This is a genomic window from Lentzea guizhouensis (assembly GCF_001701025.1).
In the GTDB taxonomy this organism is placed as follows: Bacteria; Actinomycetota; Actinomycetes; order Mycobacteriales; family Pseudonocardiaceae; genus Lentzea; species Lentzea guizhouensis.
Window position 1 is genome coordinate 6,548,257 of the sequence record NZ_CP016793.1, and the last position, 24,329, is coordinate 6,572,585.

5 protein-coding genes are annotated in these 24,329 nt (G+C 70.7%); 3 read left to right on the forward strand and 2 right to left on the reverse strand.

Annotated elements, in window-relative coordinates:
* A complete protein-coding gene (locus tag BBK82_RS31820; protein ID WP_065918292.1) occupies window positions 1-20,040 on the reverse strand; it encodes a glycosyltransferase in 20,040 nt (6,679 codons plus the stop codon).
* A 698-nt stretch (window positions 20,041-20,738) separates the two neighbouring features.
* Here BBK82_RS31820 and BBK82_RS31830 point away from each other — a divergent pair.
* From BBK82_RS31830 to BBK82_RS31840, 3 genes are read left to right on the forward strand one after another with little or no spacing between them, the layout of a single operon-like run.
* On the forward strand, window positions 20,739-21,272 hold the full coding sequence (locus tag BBK82_RS31830; protein WP_065918294.1) for a hypothetical protein: 534 nt from the start codon (window positions 20,739-20,741) through the stop codon (window positions 21,270-21,272).
* 12 nt (window positions 21,273-21,284) lie between these two features.
* Entirely contained in the window at window positions 21,285-21,860 is a 576-nt protein-coding gene (locus BBK82_RS31835) for a hypothetical protein (RefSeq protein ID WP_065918295.1), read from the forward strand.
* Window positions 21,861-21,878: 18 nt separating this feature from the next.
* Window positions 21,879-22,235: a hypothetical protein gene (locus BBK82_RS31840; protein WP_154697614.1), complete on the forward strand. Its 357-nt coding sequence runs from the start codon at window positions 21,879-21,881 to the stop codon at window positions 22,233-22,235.
* 754 nt (window positions 22,236-22,989) lie between these two features.
* Here the strand turns inward: BBK82_RS31840 and BBK82_RS31845 are convergent.
* The gene (locus BBK82_RS31845) at window positions 22,990-24,309 is read right to left on the reverse strand and encodes a hypothetical protein (protein ID WP_154697615.1); all 1,320 of its coding nucleotides are present in this window, start codon (window positions 24,307-24,309) and stop codon (window positions 22,990-22,992) included.
* Between the last annotated feature and the right edge of the window lie 20 nt (window positions 24,310-24,329).

A 24,329-nucleotide genomic window follows, 5' to 3' on the forward strand; every position in this document is an offset into this window, starting at 1 on the left:
CTAAAGCATTCTCAGAGCCGCCGGTAGGTCACCTGACCATTCGGCAGGACGACTTCCAGCACGTGGATGTCGTGCGGTGCCGTGCCGCCGAACGGCTCGAGCGGCACCGTCGGCAGGCCCTGCCGGTGGATCTGCACGTTCGCGTTCAGCTGCGTCGCGATCATCCGGCCGAGCAGGTTGCGGGCGTTGGCGGCGCCGTTGTTCTCGGCCGCGTCCTGGTGCACCCGCCAGTTGATGTTCTCCACCAGCGCGCCGTAGAGGTGGCCGGGGTGCATCGGGTGGTCGACGGTGTGGTTCGCCACCGCCGCCGTCAGGTCCGGGCTCGCCGCCGCGCTGGTGATGACCTGGGCCCGCAGCGCCACCGCCGGCGTGTTCACGACCTGCGCGACCGCCGAGTACAGGCCGTCCACGGTGGTGGGCGGCGGGGTCGGCCGGTTGAGCACGTCCTGCGACAGGTGCCGCAGGTGCCGTGACGTGTCGGTGACGTGGTCCGACGCCGCCAGCCCGTGGGCCGCGAGCTGCCGCTCGTGGTGCTGCAGGCCCGCCGACAACGGCACCGGCTTCGGCTGCTGCGGCTGGGCGCGGGTGCTCCGGCTTGCCGGCGGGCCGCACCGGCGGCTGGTCGGACGGCGCGTGCGTGAACGGGGCCGGCATCGGCGCGGAGACCGCCGCGTTGAGCTTGTTGCGCTGCAACCCGCCGAGGTTGCCGTCCATCGGCTTGCCCGGCTGCCAGCCGGAGTTCTTCGTCTCCGCGCCCCTCGGTTCGCGCAGCGGCTCGGTGAACGCGTAGGCGGCGTCCGGGTTGTTCAGCTCGGCGCGCACGTCCGCGGGCGAGGTGCCCTTCTTCGCGGCCTTGTCGAGGTAGAGGCGGTCCGGCACGGTCGACAGGATCGTGTGGGACTGCGAGATGTTGCCTTCCTTGATCTTGCCGTACGCCATCCGCGACACGTCGGTTCCGGTGTCGCCGTCGACGAAGTCCGCGACGAAGCCCTCACCGCGCACCGGGTGCCGGTTGTTCTGCACGTCCACCTTGACCCGCTGCACGTCCGCCGCGTGCTGCTTCGGATCGTGCGAGTCGTGCAGCTGCGCGATCTCGTTCGCGTAGAACTCGTTCAGCTTCTTGCCGAGCTTGCCGAACTCCGCGCCGCCGTCACCAAACTTCACCTCGGGGTCGGCCAGCGGGACCAGCGCGTCGAAGAAGAGGTTCGGTTCCGGCGTGTAGGGCAGCAACGGGTGGATCGCCGCCTGGTTGCGCCGGGCGCGCATGTCCGCGTCGATGTCGTGCACGACACCGGCGATGAACTCGTCGGTTACCCGTGCGACGTACGCGTCCCGCGTCTCCTGGCTCAGGCTGGTGTCGTTGTCGATCCGGTTGATGGTGTCCTGCTTGAGCTTCGCCTGCGTCTCGGTGAGGCGGTAGCCGCCACCGACCAGCAGCGGCCGCGACGGTTGCGGCACGTCCTCGCGGATCTCCGGGTCACCGGCCATCAGGTTCCGCACGTGCGCGAAGGCGTGCTCGCCCGAGCGCGTGATCCGGCTGCTGTCGTCGAAGTCCATCACGGACACGTACGGATGCGTTCCGTTGGCCGCCAACGCATGCACGGCGAACTTGTGCGCGTTGGAGTTCAACGTGCTGTTGCGCGTCTCGCCGTACTTGAAGCCACTGCGGCCGTGCACGACGCTCGCCAGTGCGATGGGCTCCTGCCGGTTGTCGATCGTGGCCTGGGCCGTCGCCATCGCGGCGTCGATCTCGGCCTGCGTGCCCGCGTTCACGCCGAGCACGAACGCCACATTCGCGTCGCCGGCGCCGTTCATGACGCTGTTGATCACGTTGTCCAGGTCGCCGAGGTCACTCGCCCGGACGATCATGCTGACCACGAACGACGGCGGCTGCCCGTCCTCGATGCCTTGACGGGTGCGGTCGAGGTAGTTGGCCGCCGTGATCGGGGTGAGCGTCTGCCCGTTGGCCAGGTTCTCGAACGCCGCGTTCTGCACGCCGTGCGCGTTGTCCAGCGTGACCTGCGCGGGCTCCGGGTCCGCCATCTGCACGTCCTGCTCGGCCACGGCGACGTCTTCCATCGCCTCGACCAGCTGCGGGACCTGCGAGTCGTCGTACACGTGGCCGTCGTTGCGCACGCGCTTGCTCGACGAACCGGGCTCCGCGTCACGGCGGCGCTTCGGCGGCATGTCCGGTGCCTGCGCGCCGCCCTGGTCGTGCTCGGTCGTCGGCTTGGTGACCGACGCCAGCGCCTTCATCCGGTCCTCGACGAGCTGCAGGTGCCGCGGCTTGAGGTGCGCGTCGGCCGCGTCGATGCCCGCGGTCATGGGGGAGTCGTCGCCCACGACCCTGCCCCTGCCGTCCTGGTGCTGGAAGATCGGCTTCACCGCACCGGGCTCGAAGTACTCGTCGCGCAGGCCGAGGAAGTGCCCGACCTCGTGCGCGAGCCGGCGCGGGTCGGTGTCCGCCGGCCAGACGAGCTGGTTGGCCCGGCCACCGGCCGCCGACACCTCGACGGTCGCGTGCGCGTCGTTCGGGTTGTCGGTGAACTCGACGGTCACGTGGAACTGCTCACCGCTCGGAAGCCGGTAGCCCTGGTTGTAGAGCTCCTCCACGCCCTGGCGGGTGCGTTCCTGGACCTCCGGTGTGCCGTTCTCCAGGTGCAGCCGCACGGTGAAGTCGCGGACGTCGACGCCGTTGACGTTCATCACGCGGTTGTCGTAGGCGATCGGGCTGCGCCACGCCTGCATCTTGATGCCGTCGGGGCCGACCGTCGTCGTGTTCATGACGCCGCCGTCCTCGCCGCGCACCCAGCTGGTGGCCGGGGTGGTGGCTCGGGCGTCCGCGATGTCCTGGGAGGACACCGGCTGCCGAGGGTCGAACCACGGCGCGCTGGCCTCGGTGCTGTGCAACGGGTTCGGGTTGTCCGCGGGCGGCAGGCCGGGCGTCCACTGCTGCTGGGGCGGCGCCGAGGGGTTCGGCATGTCGTTGTCCAGCAGGAACATCTCGACCAGCTCGTGCCGCAGACCGGGGATCACCCGCGGGTCGACGTTCAGCTCGGCCGCGTGCTGCTCGACCTTGGCGGTGAACTCGGTCGCCGTGTCGGTGCCGTCACCCCGGAGCACGTCGGCCTCGTCGAGCCGCTGGAACACCCAGGCGGCCTGGTCGGCGGTCGTGCTGCCGGTGTAGGGGTGCTCGGCGACGCCCTGGGCGAGCTCCGGGCTGCCGAGGACCGCCTTCTCGGCCTCCTTCTGCGCGAAGTTGGTCGCGCGGTTGTAGCCCTTGTCGTGGTTGAAGAACTCGGCGGCGACGTGGTCCGGCGTCCGCTTGTCGGCCGGCAGGTTCTCGATCGTCGCCCAGAGGTTCTGCGACCAGCTGGTGAACGCGGGCCGCCCGCCGGTGGCGAAGGACTCGATCTGCTCGGTCTCGATCACCGGGCGCTCGAACCTCTGGTTGAACGCCTTGGTGACCGCCTCCAGGCCGTGCTGGTCGACCAACGCGGCGATCTCGTTGCCGCGTGTGTGCAGCACGACGGACGCGTGCAGCAGGTGCGTGCCCGCCTGGGCGTGGACGAACCTGCCGGGGTTGTCCCGCAGCGCGGCCTCGACCTCGCGCATCAACGGGGTGGCGTTCGCCATCGCGTCGGTGGTGAGCGCGGCCAGCTGCGTGTCCACCTCGGTCGCCGGTGCCGACGGCGGGGTGGGGATGTCGTTCTCCAGCAGCATCATGTCGACGAGCTGCTGGCGGAGCTGCGCGGTGAGCCGCGGCGTGACCTCCACGCCGAGACCCTGTTGCAGCACCGCGCTGTTCTCGGTGACCTGCGCGGTGAACCCGCTCGCGGTGTCGGTGCCGTCGCCCTGGATCAGGCCGGTCGTGCTGAGCCGCTGGTACACCCACGCCGCCTGGTCGGCGGTGCTGGTGCCGGCGTAGGGGTTGTCGCGCACGTCGTCGGCGATGTCGGGCCCGCCGAACAGCTCCTTCTGCGCGACCTTCTGCACGAAGTTCGTCGCGCGGTTGAAGCCCTTGTCGTGGTTGAAGAACTCCGACGCGAGGTAGTCGGCGCCCTGCAGGTGGAACGGCAGGTGCACGATCGTGCCCCACAGCCCCATCGCCCAGTTGTCGAACGCCGGGCGGCCACCGGTGTCGAACGACTCGATCTGCTCGGTCTCGATGACCGGTCGTTCGAACGCCTTGTTGAACGCCTTGGTGACCGCCTCCAGGCCGTGCTGCTCGATCATCGCGGCGACGGCGTTGGTGCGGGTGTGCAGGACGGTCGAGGCGCGCAGGAGGTGCAGGCCGGCCTCGGCGTGCACGAACTTGCCGGGGTTGTTCTCGAGCGAGGCCTGGACGCTGCGGATCAGCGACGGGGCGGTCGACATGGCGTCGGCGGTGAGGGCGGCGAGCTGGGTGTCGGCCTCGGTGGTGACGTCCGCGTCGGGGTCGTGCGCGTCGGGGTCGTCGACGTCCGTGGTGCCGGTGTCCCGGTCCGCGGTGCTCGCCTCGGCGGGGGTGTTCTGCTCGGTGGGCGGCGGGGCCGACGGAGGCGTCCACGTGGTGGTGCTCGTGCTCGGCTGAGCGGTCGTGGCGTCCGTGTCGGCTTCCAGGTCGTTGTCGAGCAGGTACATCTCGACGAGGCTGGCGCGCAGCTCGGTCGTCATGTCCGGCGTGATCGGACGGCCGAGGCCGCCCTGGAGCGTGTCGCGGTGCTCGTCGACCAGGGCGGTGAAGTCGGACGCCTTGTCCGAGCCGTCGCCGTTGATCAGGCCGGCGTCGCTGAAGACCCGGTAGACCCACTCTGAACGGTCGCCGCCGGTGTAGGGGCGGTCCGCGACGGCCTGGCTGAGCTCCGGGTTGCCGAGGAGCGCCTGATCGGCGGCCTGCTGGGCGAAGTTGGTGGCTCGGTTGTAGCCCTTGTCGTGGTTGAAGAACTCGGAGGCGGTGGTGTCGGCGTCGGAGCCGAGACCGTTGATGGTGCCCCAGAGTCCGTGGGCCCAGTTGTCGAAGGCTGCCCGGCGGGTGTCGGTGTCGAGGGCCGGGAAGTCCTGGAACTGCTGGGTCTCGATGATCGGGCGGCCGAACTCGGTGTTGAACGCCTTCGCGACGGCTTCCAGGCCGTGCTGGTCGATCAGCGCCGCGACCTGGTCGGTGCGCTGGTCGAGGACGACGGAGGCCTGCAGCAGCTTCAGACCGGAGTCGGCGTGCAGGAAGGTGTCCGGGTTGGACACGAGTGAGTTCCGCACGTCCTGGGCGGCCTGGGGTGCGGTGGCCATCGCGTCCGCGGTCAGGGCTGCGAGCTGGTCGTTGACGACGGTCTGCGGGTCGGTCGGCGGCACGTCGGCGTCGGCCGGTGTCGTGTCCGGAGCGATCGTGTCGGGAGCCGTCGCGGCCGGGGACGCGGCTGCCGAGGTGTCGGCCGGCGCCGACGGCGGTGCGACAGGTGCCGGGCGGGACCGGTGGGTGTCCGCGCTCGGTTCGGGCACTGCACGGCTTGACCCAGCAGCACTCGACTCGGGTCGAGCCGACACCGGCGTCACGGCGCGGCGGGCGGCGCCGTGGGCGGGCGGGCGGCGTTGCCGACGAGGCGGGCGGCGTTGCCGACGAGGCGGGCGGCGTTGCCGACGAGGCGGGCAGCGTTGCGGCGCGGTTGGCGGTGCCGGTGGTGCAGGCGGTGCCGGTGGCGTTTGCGCGGCGGCTGCCGTGTTGAACGCGTCGACCTCCCGGTCCACCTTCGCCTTCGCGTCCCACCACTGCTGCTGCTTGGCGTCCGCCGCACGGCGGGCCTCGTCGAGCTTGGTCTCCGCGTCCTTGATCTTCTGCTCGGCCGCGGCCCGCTCGTCCGCCAGCTCCCGGTGCGCCTCCTCGGCCACGGCACGCGCGGCTGCGGCGTCGGCCACGACCTGCTGGTGGGCCTGCACGTCGGCGCGGGCCGAGACAGCTGCCCCGCGCTGCACGTCGAGGCGGGTGTGTGCGTCCGAAAGCTGTTGCTGCGCCGCCGTGAGCGCGTTGTGCGCCGCGTTGGCCTCGGCGGCCAGGCGGTCCAGCTCGGGCTGTGGTGCGCCGGCGAGCTGGGCGTCGTCCAGTGCGTCCTTGGTGGCCAGCGCCTCCAGGCTGAGCGACGAGATCTGCGGGGTGAGCTCCTGGATCGTCGAACGGGTTGCGGCCACGTCGGCCACCGCGCCGTTGTAGGTCATCTCCAGCACCTGGGCCTGGGACTGGGCGTTGACGTGCGCTTCGATCGCGGTGTTCAGAGCCGTCGCGGCGGCGCCCAGGGGCTGGTCGGTGCGGGCGAGCACGGCGGCCGAGGAGTTGATCGCGTCCTGGGCCTCGTGCCGGGCGGACTCGACCTCCTTCTCGGCGGTGCGCCAGTCGTCGGCCGCCGTCTTGACCTCGGTCTGCGCGTCCTTCAGCGAGTCGCCGAACTCGTGGCGGAGCAGCGTCTCGGCTTCCACGGCCGGCAGCCGCACGCCCGCCGAACCGGGCACCGTCAGGTCGACGACACCGGTCTTGCCGCCGATCGTCGCCACCACGCGGTACTCGACGTCGAACTGCACGAGCCCGCTGCGCGAGGCCTCGGCCGGCTTCAGGTTGCCGCCCTGCGCCTGCGCCGGACCACCGGACACCGCGGCCGAGTCCTCACCCGCGTGCCGGGCCTCGACACCGCCGGTGCCGACGTTGACGGTGTCACCGGGAGCGCCCTGTTTGATGGCCGCGCTGCCCTGCGCGAGACCGACCGACACGTCGGCGGTCTCGGAGACCTTGGCCTCGCTGGAGGTCTCGGACGTCCTCGTGGTGAGCGGGTTGTCGATCTTCACGCCGTCGCTGAGCGCGTCCAGCCGCGGGTTCACCAGCTTCGCGTAGACCTTGACGTCGGCGTCCTGCCCGAACGTCAGCGCCGCCTCGTGCAGGCCGGGCACGGTGAGCGGCCCGGACAGCATCGACGGCAGGTGCGGCTGCAAGTTCTCCGGGCTCAGCGTCGACAGCAGGCTGTTCAACGCGCCGGTGCCCTTGCCGGTCAGGCCCTTGCCGGCACCGGCCTCGGTCAACGCCTTCACCGCGGCCTCGCGCAGGTCCTTGGCACCGCGCAGGTTCTCCACCGACGCGGTCGGCGGCAGCTGGGTGGCACGGGAGTCCTGCTGGAACGCGAACGTCGCGTCCGGCGTGCCGAACTCGCTGCCACGCCTGCTCGCCGCGGACATGTACGCCTGCGGTGCCGGTCCGCCCGCGATCTTCTGGTTGTCCGCGTGCGTGCGGACCACCATCTCCTGCGTGCCGCTCTTGGCCTCGGCGACGACCTTCGAGCCCTTCTCCACCACGAGCTCGAACTCGACCGGCACGGTGTAGCGCGCCGCCGGTCCGCTCGCCGTGCGCGAGTGGCTGAACGACTCGCTGACGGAGTTCGTCACCGAACTGCTCGTGCTGCCACCGATGTTGGCGCCCACGCTGACACCCGCGGTGCCGGACACCTTCGGGTTCGCGCTGCCCGGCGAGGCCAGGCCCGGCGCCCGCACACCGACACCCCAGCCGGTGCCGCGACCCTGTCCGTCGCTCTCCTTGCGGGAGCCGCCGACGTTGTGGGTCATGTCGACGCCGTCGTTGACGAGCGTGTCGAACCGCGGCGTCTCGGCCTTGGCGCGCAACGTGACCTGGTAGGAGTCCTTGCCGAACGTGCCCGGCTGGTGCACCAGCAGCGGCACCCCGCCGTCCAGCGCGCTGTCGATCATCGCCTTCACGCTGGTCGGCGAGTTGAGGTCGACGATGCGCTGCAGGTTGCTCATCGAGTCCTTGAGCACCGAGTCCGGGATGAGCGAGTCGCTGCCGAACTTCTTCGTCTTCGCCGACAGCTCGGTGGTCAGGTTGCTGACCACGCCCGACAGGTCGGGCACCGACTCCACGTTGGACAGACCCAACGCGCCGGGCTCGTGGGCGGCCACCGCCGCCGGCGGTGCCAGCTCGGGGAAGTCCGGCTTCGGCACGTTCGGCGCGACCGTGGGCAACGCACCCAGCTCGCGAGCGACGTCCTCGGTCACCCGCACGAACACCGACTTCGGCATGGTCACCGTGACACCCGCGGCGTGCGGGGTGCCGCCGTGCACGAAGTTCCCGGCGCGGCTCTCGCCGACGATCGTGAACTCGGCGTCGATCTGCACCAGCACGGTCCGCGCGTCACCGGGCGTGGTCTTGCCGCGGTCGACGTTGCCGCCGATCTCGTTCGACTCGGTCTTGGTGTCCGACCACGGCGTGATCTTGCCGGTCACCGCGGCACCGCCGGAACCGCTGGGCGCGGTCGGCTGACCGGCCGGCGGCGGGGTGACGTTCGGGCGCACCGGGACGTTGACGCCCGCGGTGAGGTCGACCGACCGGCTCGTCGAGGACGACTCACCGGCCTTGTACCCACCGCTGACCGAGTTGTCCGCGCCGGTCGTGTCCGAAATGGACACCAGCTTCGCGTCACCCAGCTTCACCGACATGCCGATCGCACCGCTGCGGTCGGTCACCCGGCGGTCGTACTTCAGGCCCTGTTCCTGCACGCCGGTCTCGATGAGCCGTTGCAGGTTGGCCTTGACGTTCTCCGGGGTGAACATCTTGTCGATCTGGGCGCGCGCGGCGGTTCCGGGCACGGTCAGCGCCGAGTCACCACCGGCGGCGCGGTTGAGCGCGTCGATCGCCTGGTCGCGCAACGCCGTGGTGTTCGCGACCGCCTCGACGTTGAGGAACTCCGGCGACTTGGGCCGGGCCCCCTTCGGGTTGAGGAGGTCCTTGACCGTCGGGGAGTCCTTGAGCTGCTTGGGTTCCGGGTCGCCGGGCTTGAAGCCGTCACCGGGGTCGTTCGCCAGCGTCGAGGAGTCCGACACCCACAGGTTGACCTTGCCGTCGATCTTCTCCAGGCCGGCGCCGGTCTTCGCCACGGTCTTCGGCTCCGGCGAGTGGAAACCGGGCGCACCGGGCACGATGTTCCGCACCCAGGCGCGTGGCCGGGTGAACGAGGTGATCTCCACCTCGAACTCCACGTCCTGCTGGAAAACCTGCGCGTCGGCGCTGCCGGGGTTCGACGACGTGCCGGACACCGCCGGACCGGCCGTGGTCTTGTCGGTCCACGAGTGCGAGTACGACGCACCGACCTGCGGCGACGGGCTGAGCGAGGCCACACCCGTCTTCACCGGGATGGTCACCCTGCCCTGCACGCCACCGGTCCAGCCCTTGGTGGTGCTGGTGTTCGCGTCGAGCTTCGGACCCGTGGTGGTCGAGTCGCTGACCGGGCGCGCGTCGGCCTGGCCGAGGTGCTTCGGGTTGGTCAGCTTCGCCTTGACCGTGACGTTGACGTAGGTGTTCGTCGTCTTGCCGGAGTTCTTGAGCTGCACCTGGACGCCCGGCCCGAGCAGGCTGTCCATGTTCGCCCTCAACGCGGCGGGGGACAGGTTCGCGGTCAGCTTGCGCTGGTTCGCGAGCTGCTCGGCGACGTCGGCGTAGCCCTGGCCCTTGCTGCTGCGCGGGTTCGCGTCCGGGTTGTTCCACTGCGGCAGGAACTTCTCGAAGCCGGGCAGGTTCCGCAGCGCGCCCTCGACCTGGCCCTGCACCTTGGCGGCCGGGGTGAACTCGCCGACCTTGGCGTTGCCGGCGGCGAGCGTGTCGGCGACGTAGGGCGGCAGGAACTTGGTGCCGGCGGTGTCCGGGTCGGTCGTGGTGTTGCGGGTGCCGTCCGGCGTGGGCAGCCCGGCCGCACCGGCCTCGTGCAGGCCCATCCGCATGTGCGTGGTGACCGGGATCTTGACGCTGTCGCCCGCGGGCGTGCGCACCTCGACCTCGGCGGTGACCTCGTACAGACCGGTTTCGTTCTTCACACCGATACCGGTCTTGCGGCTGGTGCTCGACCCCGCGTTCACGCCCTCCGCGGTGCGGGAGGAGTACGTCAGGGTGCCACCGACCGTGCCGCCGACCTGGCCGGGCACGCCGATGTTGCCGCCGACACCGGCGGTCACGTCGAACCCGGTCTTGGTGGACGCGGACACACTGCTGCCCCAGGCGGAGGTGTCCTTCAGGTCCAGCGCCGCGCTGTCGTGCGTGCCGACCAGCTTCGCATCCTTGAGCGTCGCGGTCATCTGCACCGCCGCGCCCTTGCTGGCGTGCGGGCTGACCAGGTCCGGCGAGGTGACGAACCCGCCGAGCATCGCGGGCAGGTTCGTGCGGATGGAGGTGGGACTGAGGAAGTTCTGCAGCGCCTCCCGGCCGGGAGAGCCGACCTTCGTGATCGACGGGTGCAGCTTCGCGGCGACGTCGGCGAACGCCTTCGCGGAGTTCTCGACCACCACGGCTTCCGGCACCGCGTTCTCGACCTTCGCACCCCACTGCGCGTCGGGCGGGGTGACCGCGGCGGACGACTTGCCCGAGTCGACGATCGTGCTGAGGTCCGCGGGGATCTGCAGCGTCACGTCCGGGCCGGTGCTCAGCGTGGCGAACTGCTTGGGGTTGCCGCTCGCGTCGGTGACCGTGATCTCGAACGAGACCGGCACGGTGAGCTTCTTGGAGCCCTCACCCGACTTGATCGCGCGCTGCTCGGTGATGCTGTTCGTGGTCGCCTGCGAGACCGCGGGTGTGGCCAGCGCGGCCTTGCCGCCCAGCGAGCCGTACGGGCCCATCGCGGTGCCGGCCGTGACCGAGGCGCCGACGTCGTTCGAGGTGGCGATGGTGTTGGTCGTGCTGGTCGAGGCGGCGGCCTGGTAGTTCTTGTCGACCTTGGTGTCGGGGGTGTCCGTGGCGGCCTTGGCGGTGTCCGCCTGCATCTCGGCGCGGACGTTCGCCTCGAACCAGGAGCCGCCGATCTTCACCTGGAAGTTGCGGCCACCGCCGAGGAACGACTCGAAGTCGGTCTCCAGCGCGGCCTTGATCCGGGCGGCGTCGTCCGGCTTGATGCCCTGGATCTCGTTGACGACCGCGTCCGCACCGCGCACGCCGGTCGGCGTGATCGAACCCAGTGCCCTGTTGTCCTGGAAGAAGGACGGCAGGTTGGTGCCGGGCACCTGGCCCACCGGCTGCGGGGCCAGCGTGGTCATCGGGACGACCGGGTTGGGCGTCGGTCGTGGCGGCATGGGACGACTGTCGGCGTCGGAGTTCGGCGCAGCCTCAGGTACCGGGGTGGTGGTCGTGCCGGTGCCCGGCGGGGTCCAGCCCGCGGGCGGCGGCACGGTGGCGGGACCGGCCGGTTCCAGCGTGGTGTCGGGCACCATCACCTGGCTGTTGGCCGTGCGTTCGACCAGCCACAGGTGGCGCGGCCGCACCCCGGGGTCCGGCAGGTGGACGTCGGAGCCCATCAGGCCGCCGTCGTCCTCGTGCACGCCCGAGTTCGTGTCGTGCTGCTGGAACACCCGCGAGGAGTCGCTGTACTCGTCGGGAACGCCGAGGTAGTGCAGCGTCTCGTGCGCCAGGACCTCGGGACTGGTGTCCGGGCCCCAGTGCGTCTGGTCGGGGTTCGCGACGCTCGCGTCGACCTTGACGCTGGTGTGCGCGTCGGCCTTGTTGTCGGTGAACTCCAGGTTCAGGTGGAACTGGTCACCGCTGGGCAGCCGGAAACCCTGGTTCAGCACCGAGTTGACGCCGTTGGCGGCGTTCTCCTTGACCTGCGCCACCATGTCCGGGGTGACACCGGCGGCGGGGTCGACGTGCACCTTGACGGTGTACTCCTGCACGAAGTTGCCGGGGCTCGTCTCGATGCGGCGCAGGTCGTAGTTGATCAGGCCCTGGTAGGACTTGATGTCCGCCGGCGTGCTGTCGGTGCGGACGTCGTGCACCACCACGTCGACCGTGCGCACGTGGGCGTCGGCCCTGCGGTCGGCCCACGTGCTCGGGTCGGCCGGGTTGGCGGGCGCGAACCAGTCGGCGGTCCGCGCGGGGTCGTGCCGCCACGACTCGTCGGTGATGACGTCCTTGCCCTGGTGCGACTCCGCGGTCGGCGGGGTCATGGGCGGCGGGGCACCACCGCTCTTGATCTTCGGCGCGTCGGTCTCGGCCGAAGGGGCCGGCCGGGTGTCCTGCTGGGCGCGCTCCTCGCGCAGCTGCTGGGTGAAGTCGAGGAAGTCCGTGAGGTGCCCGGTGGGGTGGCCGCCCGCCTGCGCGTCGCGGACCTGCTGCTCGACGTGGATCTGCACGGCCGCGATGTCGGCGTTGCCGAACTGGCGCCAGCCGGGTGCGTTCGGGTCGGCGGGCAGCTGTAGCGCGTGTGCGGTGAGCGAGGCGGTGCGGTTGGCGGTGAGCTGGTGGACCCGGCCCCGGTAGTACTGGACCTGCCGGTCGGCGCTCTCCCGGCGAGCCGCCTGCTCGTCCAGCATCGACTGGGTCTTGAGGCTGTTGGGCACCAGGTCGGAGGCGTTCCACATGGTGCGCGCGGCCTCGGCCTTGGCGAGGCCCTCCTTGGCGATCTTCGTGCGCTGGTCGTAGACCGCGGGAGGAGCGGCGTTGCGGGAGACGTCGGTCATGGCGGCGATCACGGCCGAGCGGTCCGCGTCGCGGGCGTACGTCTGCTGCAGGTCGCGCAGCGCCGGGGTGTCCAGGCCGTACAGCGACGCCTCGAACGACCGCCGCGGCGTGCCCTCCTGGACCGGTCCGAAGCCGCCGGGGACGACGAGGTCCAGGTCCGGGTGCGCGGGACGGGCAGACGGGTCCTGCATGAACGGCCGCGGTTGCGGCTGTGGCTCGGGACGGGGCTCGGCCGCCGGCGCGGGCTGGTCCTGCGCCGCGGTCTGCGCCTGTTCCTGCGCATGTTCCTGGACGTCGGGGTCCGACTGGACCGACGCCGAGTCGCTGGAACCGTCGGAGTCCGCCGGTGCCGGGTCGTTCGAGGGGACCGGTCCCGAGTCGCTGATCCGGATGTCCCTGACCGTGTCGAACAGCCGGTCCAGCTCCGGGGTCGGCACGCCGCCGACCCGTGCGTCGCGGATCAGGTCGGTGACGTGGTTCTCGATGAGCTCGACGTCCTGCGGCGACACCGACTGCCAGCCCGGTGCGTCCGGGTCGGCGGGCAGGTTCAGCGCGTAGGTCGTGAGCGCGTCCGTGCGGTCGTACTGCAACTGCTGCAGCTCGTTGTCGAGCTGGCGCTGGTGCTGCGTGAGCCGCTGCTGCTCGGCCTCGCGCTGCGCCTGGTCGGTGCGCATGAGCTCGGTCTTCAGGGCGTCCGGCAGCACGTCGCTGACGCGCTTGAGGTCGCCGACCTGCTGACGGGTCGCGCCGATCTCGTTCTGCAGGTCCCGCAGGTGCTGCTGGAGGCCGCCCGGCTTCTGGGCGATCTCCTGGTAGCGGGTCATCTGGTCGATCTCGTACGAGCGGTCGGGGTTGTGGGCGTACTGCGCGGCGAGGTCGCCGAGCTCGGCGGCGGACTTGCCGTACAGCGACGCCTTGAACGCCGCGTGCTCCTGCCGCAGGGTGAGCTCGGGGCCTTCCGGCTGCGCGTCGGCGTCCGGGTCCGCGGCGGACATGGAGTCCACATCGGACTCAGCGGTGTCCTGGTTCATTTGCTGCTGCAACGCCTCCCGGCGTTCCTGGGCTTCGCGGAGCTGTTCCTCGATCGCGTGCCTGCGTTCGGTGGACTGCTCGATGTTCTCCCGGATCTGCTCCAGCTTCAGCATCTTCTGGTGCAGGTCCGCCGCCTTGCCGAAACGGTTCGTGTAGTCGGGGTCGTTCGCGAACGACAGCTGGTGCTCTGCCTGCCGCACCAGCGCCTCGGCCTCGGCGATCTTCTGGTCGAAGTCGACCGAGGTGTCGACACCGGGGCCGAACATGCGGTTGAACAGGCCGTTGAGACCGGTGTTGGCCGCCTTGCCGTCGCGGTAGTTCTGCAACGCCTCCTTGGCGTCCTCCAGCTGCGTGTTCAGCCCGTCCAGGCCGCGCAGGGCGGCCTGGGCCAGCACCCGGCGCGCGACCGGTTCGTTCTGCACCCGCTCCTGCAGCGCCTTGAGCTCGGAGGCGTCGAACCCGGCGCGTTCCGCCGCCGCGATCTGCTGGGTGAGGTGGGCGTCGAGCTGGGTGAGCACGTTCGGCCCGAGCTTCTCGAGCCCGTCCGCGTTCGGACCGGCGACATAGGAGTCGAGGACGTGCGTGATGCCCGCCCGCTGGCCTTCCGCCTTCACCGTCTGGATCTGGCTGTCGGTGCTGTTGCGGAGGTCGGTGAGGGTCGCGATCTGCTGCTTGCGCGCGGCTTCCTGTGCGCGCTGGTCCTTCGTCTGCAGCGCTTCGGGCTTCCAGGTCGTCTTGACCTTCGCCGCGTCGATGCGGGTCTGCAGGTCGGCCGACCGTTCCATCAGGTCGTTCACGAATCCTTGCGGACCGGCCGGGTGCTCGGCCGCGCGCTTGATCAGCTGCGTCTTCTGCGCCGCGAGGTACAGGCCCTCGTCCTGGCGGCCGCGGTAGAGGTCGCCGACGGTCTTGCTGACCTCGGCGGCGGACTTGCCGCCGAGCCAGGCCTCCATGCCGGCGCGGACTTCCTGCGGCGTCGGCCCGCCGAGCGCCCCGAAGGCGCCGTTCTGCGAGCTGACCTGCACCTGCGGCGCGTTCGCCGGACCGTGCGTGGTCCGCACGCCGTTGTCGTCCACGACGAGCTGAACGTCCAACGCCTGCGCGATGGCGGCGGGCAGGTGCTTGCCGACCTGGGAGTCGTTCCACGCCGGCGTCTGCAGGCCCTTGGTGACGAGGTCGGCCGACGTCGGCACCGCGCCGTTCGCGGTGACCTGCCCGGTGACGTGGTTGACCACGTCGAGGTCGCCCTTGGACGTGGTCTTGGCGTCGAGGCCCGCGTTGACGACCTGCCAGCGCTTCGACGACCCGTTCTGCAGGTCGTTCGCGACCGCGTCACGCCACTGCTGGACCTTGGCGTCGGCGGAGATGCCGGGCGTGTTCGGTTCCAGGTCCGGGTGGAACTTCGCCAGCGCGGCCGGGCTGAGCTGGCCGGCGACCCAGTTCGACAGGCCGTTCGGGTTCAGCCCGGGGAAGTCGTAGGTCTGCGGGTTCTGCTGCACATCGGCGACGATTGAGTCCACAGTGGACTGCACGTCGCCGCGGCCGACGAGCGGTGAGGCGTTCGGGACCGGTGCGTTCTGGAACGCGGCGCTGCGCAGCACCGACTCGACCAGGCCGACGTTGTCGAGGTTCGGCAGGTGCGTGCCGAGCGGCCGGTCGACGTTGTCCGCGTTGTTGTCGGCGCCGTTGTCCGCGTTGGTGTTCGCGTTCGTGTCGGTGTCGGTCGGGAAGGAGCCGGGCAGGGACGGCGCCGGACGTGACGGGGCCGGCCGCGACTGCTTCGAGTCCGTGTCGTTCGAGCTGTTGGTGCTGTTCGTGTTCTCGGCGGCCGGGGCGCGCCTGCTGGCCGACGGCCCGGCGTTGTTCGCCGGGGTGAACGGGCTGTAGCTGGTCTTGCCGTTCGCGTTGGGCTCTGCGGTGACGTGGATCGGGACGCCGGGCTTCTGCGCCTTGGGCTTGGCGTCGGGCTTGGGCCGGTCGACGAACGGGTCGAACTGCTGCTTGACGCTCCCGTCCGGGTTGTGCACGACGATCGGGCGCTTGAGCTCGGTCGCGAGGACGCGGCCCGCCAGCTCCTCGGCCTTGGCGGCGACCGCGTTGTCCGCGTCCTTGGCCGCCTTGTCCTTCGCGTCCTGCTCGGCGCGCTGGTCGGGGTTCAGCTCGGCACCGGGTGTGCCGGTGTTGTCGACCTCGGTGTTGCCACCGCCGCCCTTGTAGCTGTCCGGGACGTTCGCGGCCGGCGTCGGGCCGGGCTCGGCGAACGCGTTGACCAGGTGGCCGTTCTCGATGCCGTGCTGCTGGCGGAACTCCGCGATCTGGCTGGTGATGTCCGGCGAGGCCGTCCAGCCCTTCTTCACGGTGTTCTCGCGCAGCTCCACCGCCGAGTCCGGCGGCGCCGAGACCTTGCTCCTGCCCTTGCCCTTCACCGGTTCCGGCTTGCTCAGCTCGCTGTGCACGGCGTTGAACAGGCCGTCGGGGCGTGGCGGGCCGGCGTCCGGCAGGACCTCGAACTGCAGCTGGCCGAACGTGCGCTGGACGTTGCTGTTGTTGTCCGACAGCGCGATGTTCAGCGCGGAAGCGGTCTTGTGCTGCTTGGTCTCCGGGTGGATGTGGGCGTTCGGGTCGACGTCGTTCTGGGCGTCGGTGTCGACGTCCATGGCGGCGTCGGTGTCTGTGTTCGTGTCTGCGTCGGTGTCGGCGGCGGGGCTCTTCTCCGGGTCGATGCCCGCGTAGCCGGAGCCGTCCGGCAGCGGCGCGGAGATCGCCGTGTTGAGGCTGTTCTTGTCCTGCCAGCCGAGGTGCTTGGCGTCTTCCTTGCTGGGGTTCCAGCCGCCCTCGACCGTGAACTCGCCGGTCTCCTTGTTGTAGGAGACGTCCTTCTTCGTCAGCGCTTCGCGGGCGTTGTGGTCCTTGCCCTTGAAGTCCTCGCGGATGGTCGCGAACGACACGTCCTTCTTGGCGGCCTTGTCGGCCTGCGCGATCTCCTGCGGCGTCGCGTCGGGCGCCGGGTCGCCGCCGAAGAACCGGTTCGGCACGTTCGTCAGGTTGACGTGCGACTGCGGCCAGCTCTTGCCGCCGGTCTCGGCGAACCCGAGCGCGAGCCGCGACAGGTCCGTCGCCACCGCGCCGTCGACGAAGTCGGTGGAGAACGTCTCGCCGCGGTAGGCGTTGCGGTTGGTGTCCGCGTCGGTCGCGATGCCCTGCTGGACGTCGTGGGCGACCAGGTCGGGGTCCGCGTCGGGGTTGACGTTCGGCGGCAGCTGGTTGGTGTGGATCTCGACGATCTCGTTGGCCGCGAACTCGTTCATCGACTGGCTGAGACCGTTGAACTCGGCCGTGCCGTCGCTGAACTTCACGTTCGGGTCGACGATCGGCACGACCGCGTCGATGAAGAGGTTCGGCTCCGGCCCGTACGGCAGCAGCGGATGCGTGTCGCCCTGACGGGCACGCGCGTCCATGTCGTTCTTCATGGCCTGCTCGAAGCGCTGCGGGAAGTCCGGCTTCTGGATCTCCGCCTGCGCCTTGTCGAGCTTCTTGATCTCCGCTTCGCGCTTCTTCTGCGGGAGGTCGGCCGCCTTCTCCCTGGCGTTGTCGATGCGCGTCTGGACGTCCGCGACGAGCTGCTTCGGGTCGCCGACCCGGTAGCCGCCGGAGTAGGTGAGCGGGCGGATCGGCCCACCCTCCTCCGGGTTCATCGACTCGGTGAAGTGGGTGAAGATGTCCTTGCCGCTCGGCACCTGCCGCGAGCCGGTGTCGAAGTCCTGGATGGACAGGTACGGGTGCGTGCCCTTGCCGGCCATGGCGCCGACCGCGAACTTGTTGGCGGCGCTGTTCATGGTCTGGTTGCGCATGTCGCCGTACGGGAACTTGCCCGTGTCCGGGATCGGGTCGAGCTGCACGAGCGCGATCGGCTCCGGCCGGCCGCTGATCTTGGCGTTGGCGTTGTCGATCGCGGCGGCCATCGCCTGCGCGTCGCCGGACTTGCCGTTGACACCGACGACGAAGACCATGTTCTCCTTGAGGTCTCCGGCGTCCTTGGTGATGCTGTCGATGACCGCCTCGATGTCGCCGAGGCCGCCGTGGCCGACGATCATGTTGACCACGAACGACGGCGGATTGCCGTTCTCGACGTTCTCCTTGAGCTTCGCCAGGTAGTTGTCCTTGGTGGGCAGGTCGATCTTGCCCTCGCCGAGCTTCGCGAACGCCTCGTTGTACTTGGCGTTCACGTCCACGTCGGTGATGGACATGTTGTTCAGCTGGTCGACGAGCGCGTCGGTCTGGGTGTCCTGGTCGACGTTGCCGTCGGCCTCGTAGCGCGGGTTCTGGTCGACCTCGGTGTCGCTGTCGACGTCCATCGCGCTGTCGTCCACAGTGGACGAACCGGGTTGCGGACCGGTGTACTGCGCGTCGGTGGTGTTGGGGCGCTTGGAGGTGTGCTCGTCGGTGTCGCTGTCCTCGTCACGGCCGCGCTTGTCGCCGAGGTTGGCGTCCTGCGTCTGCGGCGCCGAACGGGTGTCCCTGTTCGTGTCGCTGTCGGTGTTGGTGTCCGCGTCGGTGTTGCCGGTGGTGTCGGGGCTCGGCTGCGGTGCCGGGGTGGTGCTCGGCGGCGGTGCGTCGAGCTTGGTGTCGTGCATCGGCGTCTGGCTGTGCGCGAAGTTCTCGATCAGCCACAGGTGCCGCGGTCGCAGGCCGGGGTCCGTGTCCGGGTTCCTGACGTCGGCGCCCATCATGCCGCCGTCGTCCTTGTGCACGCCGGAGTTCGTGTCGTGCTGGTTGAAGACGCGCGTCTTGTCGCCGTACTCGTCCGGAACGCCGAGGTAGTGCAGCGTCTCGTGGGCGTAGATCTCGGCGGGGTCGTTGGGGTTGAAGACGTCCTGGTCGGTGTTGGACTTGCTGTCGCCGACCGTGATGCTGGCGTGCGCGTCCTTCGGGTTGTCGGTGAACTCGACGTTCAGGTGGAACTGGTCGCCGCTCGGCATGCGGAAACCCTGGTTGAGCAGGTTGTTGACCCCGTCGGCGGTCTTCTGCTTGACCTGCTCGACGACGTTCGGATCCGCGTTGCCGCCCGGATCGACGTGCATCTTGACCGTGTACTCCTGGACGAAGTTGCCAGGGCTGGTCTCGATGCGGCGCACGTCGTACCGGACGGCACCCTTGTAGAAGTCCGGGTTCGACAGCGTGCTGTTGGTCTTGATGTCGCGGATCTCGGTGTCGACCTTGCCGACCTGGGCGCCCTCGCGGCGGTCCTGCCACGTGCGCGGGTCGACGGGGTCCTTGGGCGCGAACCAGTCGGCGGTCTTCGCCGGGTCGTGCCGCCAGCCCTGGTCGGAGAGGATGTCCGAACCCTTGTGCGCTGCCGGGGGCCGGGCGGGCGGCGCGCCACCGCTCTTGACGGTGGGCCCGTTGTCCTTCGGCTGCGGAGCGGGAGGGGCCGGGGGTGCCGGTGGGGCGTCGCTCCTGGGGGCGGGGCGGCTGTCCTGGTTGCCCTTGTCGTTGCCGCTCTTGTCGTTGCCGCCCTTGTCGGTGTCGGGCTTGTTGTCCGCGCTGGGCTTGGTGTCGCTGTCGAGCTGGCTCTCGCTCTCCGGCGTCACCCACTCCAGGCCGGACCACGTGTTCTTGAGGTCCGGGTCGAACATGGCGCCGAAGTCGGACTTCTTGACCGCGGGCACGTCGTGCGGCAGGTAGCCGGGGTTGAACCCGAGGTCGAGCCCCTTCGGTTCCATCGCGACCTGCCCGATGATCCCCATCGTCGGCGGCAGCTGCGCGTCCGCCAGCGCGTTGGGCCCCGACACGTCCGGCGCCTGCTTCTTGAGCTCGGCCGGCAGCTTGTCTGGTCCGGCCATCGCGGCCAGCGAGTCGTACTTCTGCGGGATGACGTCGGCGATCTTGTTGATCAGCGCACCGTTCGGCGGCGTGACGATGAACGCGTTGCCGAGCTCACCCTCGTTCCACCGGGCGTCCGCGGCCGCCTGCACGGTGTCCGGCGTGAGCTGGGCGTCGGAGTCACCGAGCGCCTTCTGCACGCTCTTGGTGTCACGCAACCGCGGCCCGACCACCGGCACGTCGGTCGGATGCATCTTCATGTCGCCGATGTCCTTCAGCGACACCCCACCGGGCCGCACGTCGACGTCGACGTACACGCCACCGTTCTTGTTCAGCACCGCGTACCGCGCGATGTCCGAGGCGAGGTTGTACGCGTTCGCCTTGGGATCCTGCGCGGCCTGGTAGACCTGGTTGATCGTGGTGTCGGTGGTGCCCTCGTTGCGCTTGGCGACGTCGTTGGACAGGTCGTTGACCAGCGAGTCGACATCGGAGTTGATCTCGATGCCGGCGTCCTGCAGCTGCTGCTTGACCTCCGGGTCCCAGTTGGCGCTCGACCCGTCGGTCCAGAGCGTCGCCTTCCAGTCGCCGTTGGTGTCCTTGACCTGCTGCGCCCACTCCAGCATGCCGTTGACGCTGTCGGGCGACGGCGTGTTGCCGAACCAGGCGAAGTGCAGCTCCTTGGGAACGTCGACCTTGCCCTCGTCACCCTTCTTCTGCACCGCAGCGTCGTAGTGCTGCTGCAGCTCCGCGCCGACGTCCGTCCCCTTGAGACGGTTGATGAGGATGCGCGCCTTGGCCGGGTTGCCGGTGTTGACGGCGGTGTCGATCTCGGCCTTGACGGCGGGGACGTCGATGGTGGCGGGGTCGGGGGTGGTCTTGAGGAGGTTGACCCAGGGGTTGTTGTTCGGCGCTGGGGTGGGGTTCGGGGCTGGGTTCGGGTTTGCGTTTGTGACCGGGGGTGGCGTCTTGCCCTTGTCGACCAGGCCCTTGATGAAGTCGAGGCCGAGCCACTTCTTGAGCTTGGCCCGCTTGCCGCCCTTGCCGTCGGGTCGCGTCTGGGCCTGGAAGTTCGAGGCGGCCGGGTTGGAACGCGGGATGACGTTGGGGTTCGGGTTGGTGCTGGGGGACGGGGTGTTGGGTGACGGTTGGCGTGGGGTTTGGGTGGGGAGATGACGGTGGCCACGAAGACGTCGGGGTGACGTTCGGGTGATGGCGGGGCGGGTTGGCGCCGCTGGGGCGGGCGGGACTGGTGGGCGGTGGGTGTTGGGTTGGGCGCCGGGTTGGGTTGGCGTGAAGTTCTGGTTGGGCGCCGGGTTCGGGTTGGTCGCCGGGGCGGGAGCCGGGTTCGGGTTCGGACCGGGCGCAGGGGTGGGGTTCGGCGACGCGGGGTTGGGCGTCGGTTGGGTGCCGGCTCGGCGTGTTCTGGTTGGGCGCAGGGTTCGGCGTGCTGGTGTTCGGCGCCGGGCTCGGGGTGTTGGGCGCGGGGTTCGCCGGCGGAACGTTCGTCGGCTGGTTGACCGGCGGCGTGTTCGTGTCGGGCCCAGGCTTCGGCTGGGCGGGCGGAGGCGTGTTCGCGTTGAGGTTCGGCGACGCGGTGTTGGGCGCCGGTGAGGGCGTGTTGGCCGGCGGGGTGTTGGTGTTGGGCGCTGGGGTGTTGACGGGCGGCGTGTTGGGGTTGGGCGCGGGAGTGTTCACCGGCGGGGTGCTCGGGGTGGGCGAGGGCGCGTTGGCCGGTGGCGTGTTGGGGTTCGGCGCCGGTGAGGGGTTGGGCGTGGGGGACGGCGTGTTCACCGGTGGGGTGTTCGCCGCGGGGGTGTTCACCGGAGGCGCGCTGGGGGTCGGCGCCGGTGAGGTGACTGGAGGCGCGCTCGGGGTAGGCGAGGGCGTGTTGACCGGTGGGGTGTTGACCGGCGGCGCGACAGGCGGTGGCGTCGGTGCGGGCCGCGGCTGAGCGGGCGGCGGCGTGTTGGCGCTGGGGTTGGAGTTCGGGTTCGGCGACGTGTTGGCCGGGGGAACGTTCGTCGACGGCGGGGTCGTGGACGGTGCGTTGGGCGGCGGGTTCGTCGAGGGGGCGTTGGTCGACGGGGTGTTGACCGGCGGGGTGGTCGCTGGGGGAGTGTTCGTCGACGGGGGATTGACCGGAGGCGTGCTGGGCGGCGGGGTGTTGGCCGGGGGCGTGTTCGGCGTCGGCGACGGGGTGTTCGACGTGGGCGTCGGCGAAGGGGAGTTCGGGGTCGGCGACGGCACGTTCGTGCTCGGCATCGGCGACGGAGCCGTTGCCTTGGGCGGCGGCGTGTTCGCCGGTGGGGTGTTGCTCGGCGGCGTGTTGGCCGCAGGCGGGTTGGCCGAGGGAGTGTTGGTCGACGGGGCGTTGGTCGACGGGGCGCTGGTCGAGGGAGTGCTGCTCGACGGAGCGTTCGTCGAGGGGGTGCTGCTCGGCGGGGTGTTCGCCGAAGGCGTGCTCGTCGGCGGGGCGCTGGTCGACGGGGTGTTGAGCGGCGGTGCCACCGGAGGTGCGGTCGGTGCAGGACGCGACTGAGCAGGCGGGGTGGTCGCGTTGGACGACGGCGTGTTGGACGACGGGGTGTTCGACGGCGGCGTGTTGGTGGCCGGCGTGGGGGTGGGCGTCGCGGCGCCGGGCGTCGGCGATGGAGCGCCGGGCGTCGGCGATGGGGTGCCAGGCGTCGGCGATGGCATGCCGGGCGTTGGCGATGGCGTGCCGGGCTTGCCCGATGGCGTGTTCGAGGCCGGAGGGGGCGTCGAAGGCGCGTTTGAGGACGGGTGTTGGACGTGTTTGGAGAAGGCGTGGTCGTCGACGGCGTTGAGGCGGAAGGCGGACGTCGACGGCGTGGAGGTGGAAGGCGCGGACGTCGACGGCGTGGAGGTGGAAGGAGGCGGCACCGGTGGGCGGTGAAGCTCGACCTCGGGGTGGCGGTGGGTTGAGGTCGACGAAGGTGGGCCTTCGTGATGGTGCTGTCGGGGTGGGGGCTTCGGGCGTCGAAGACGCCCTTGCCGGCGCCGGGGTGGGGTGCCGAACTTGTTGCCGCCGCGTTCGCCGCCTGCGGTGCTCGGGTGGCGCCGGGGCCATGGGTGGGGCCATGCCGGCTGCGGGTGGGGTGGAGCCGAGGGCGCCTGGGGTGGAGGGGACGCCGCCGCGGGGTGCTCCGGATGCGGGTGGGGTGGTGCCCGGTTGAGAACCCGGTGTGGAACCCGGAGCCGAGCCAGGGGTTGCACCCGGACCGGTGCCGGGCACGGAACCGGAAGTGCCGGGCACAGAACCGGAAGTGCCGGGCACAGAACCGGAAGTGCCGGGTGCGGAACCGGAAGTGCCGGGCACGGAACCAGGGCCGGAGCCGGGCACGGAGCCAGGAGAGCCGGGAGTCGAGCCGAAGGACCCCGGGATCGTCGGCTTCGGAGCCGGCGGTGGGGTGGAGGAAGAGGAAGGCGGGGCCTTCGTGATCGTGCTGTCGGGCGTGCCGGGCTTGGGGGCGTCGAAGATGCCCTTGGAGCCGCCGGGGCCGCCGAACTTGTTGCCGCCTCGTTCGCCGCCTGCGCCCGCGCCGGGGGTGGCGCCGCCCATCGGGGCGCCTGCCATCGGGCACCGCCCACGCCGCCCACGGAGGACGGGGTGGGTGAAGCCGCGAGGACCGGCGTTGGTGGCGGGGAGTTCACGGCCGCTGCCGGGCCGGGACGGTCGGGTGGTGCCGATGCCCTTCGAGCCGCCGCCGGGATGCCGGGGGTGGAGATCGGGGCGCCGCCGCCCTTCGAGCCGCCAGTGGAAGGGACCGAGGAGCCGCCCTTGCCGCCGACCGGTGGGGTGGGCGATGGGGGCCGCCGATTACGCCGCTGCCGGGCTTGGGGCCTCCCGCGGTGCCGCCGGTGATGCCGGGGATCGGGCCCACGCCCTTGCCGGGGCCGCCGGTGGAGGGTTTGGGGGTGGTGCCGCCGGGGTTGCCGCCGACCACGGGCGGTGGCACGAAGCCGGGGCCGCCCACGCCCTTCGGGGAACCGGTCGGGATGTTGGCCCCGCCGCCCTTGACGGTGGGTGCGGCGCCAACCGCAGGACCGCCGACACCCTTCGAACCGGGCGGGACGTTGACGCCCCCGCCCTTCACCGTCGGCGCGGCACCGACGGCAGGACCGCCGATCCCCGACGGACCGGTCGGGATGTTGACCCCGCCGCCCTTCACGGTGGGTGCGGCGCCGACGGAAGGTCCGCCGACACCCTTGCCGCCACCGGGAACGTTGACCCCGCCGCCCTTCACGGTCGGCGCGGCGCCAACCGAAGGACCGCCCACGCCCTTGCCGCCACCGGGAACGTTGACGCCCCCGCCCTTCACGGTCGGCGCCGCACCGACCGCAGGGCCGCCGGGACCCTTCGAGGCAGCCGGAACGTTCACCCCGCCGCCCTTGACCGAACCCGGCCCCTGCACCTTCGGCCCCACCTGGCCCGAGGCCGGCGGCACGTTCACGCCACCGCCCTTGATCGCGTCCGGGCCCTTGGCGTTGGCGCTGCCGGGCGCGGGCTTCGAGAAGTCGGTGACGCCCGCGCCGGGTGGCGGCTTGGCGTTGGTGGACGTGTCGACGCTCTTGAGGCCCGAGCCGATGTTGTTGTCGAGGTTGACGTGCGTCTGGTGGGTGGCCTTGATGCCTGCCTGGACCTCACCGAACGCCTTGGCGCCGCGGTCGGCCTGGGTGATGGCGTTGTCGTTCGAGTTGTTCAGGGCGGGGACGGCGAACAGGCCGATGAGGCCCAGCGCGTTGCCGGAGAAGTTCAGGCCGCGCAGGCCGCTCGCGATGCCCGACAGCCGGGACTGGAAGTCGCCCGCCTTGTTGCCCAGCCCCTGCATCGAGGAGTCGCTCATGGAGAAGCCCGTGTTGCCGGTGGGCCCGCCGCTGCCGGTACCGGGCGACGGCGTCGAAGGGGACGGCGTCGGGTTCGACCCCGGATTCGGGGTCGGGTTGGGATTGACGTTCCCCTTGGCCATGAGCGGGTCTTCTCCAAGTC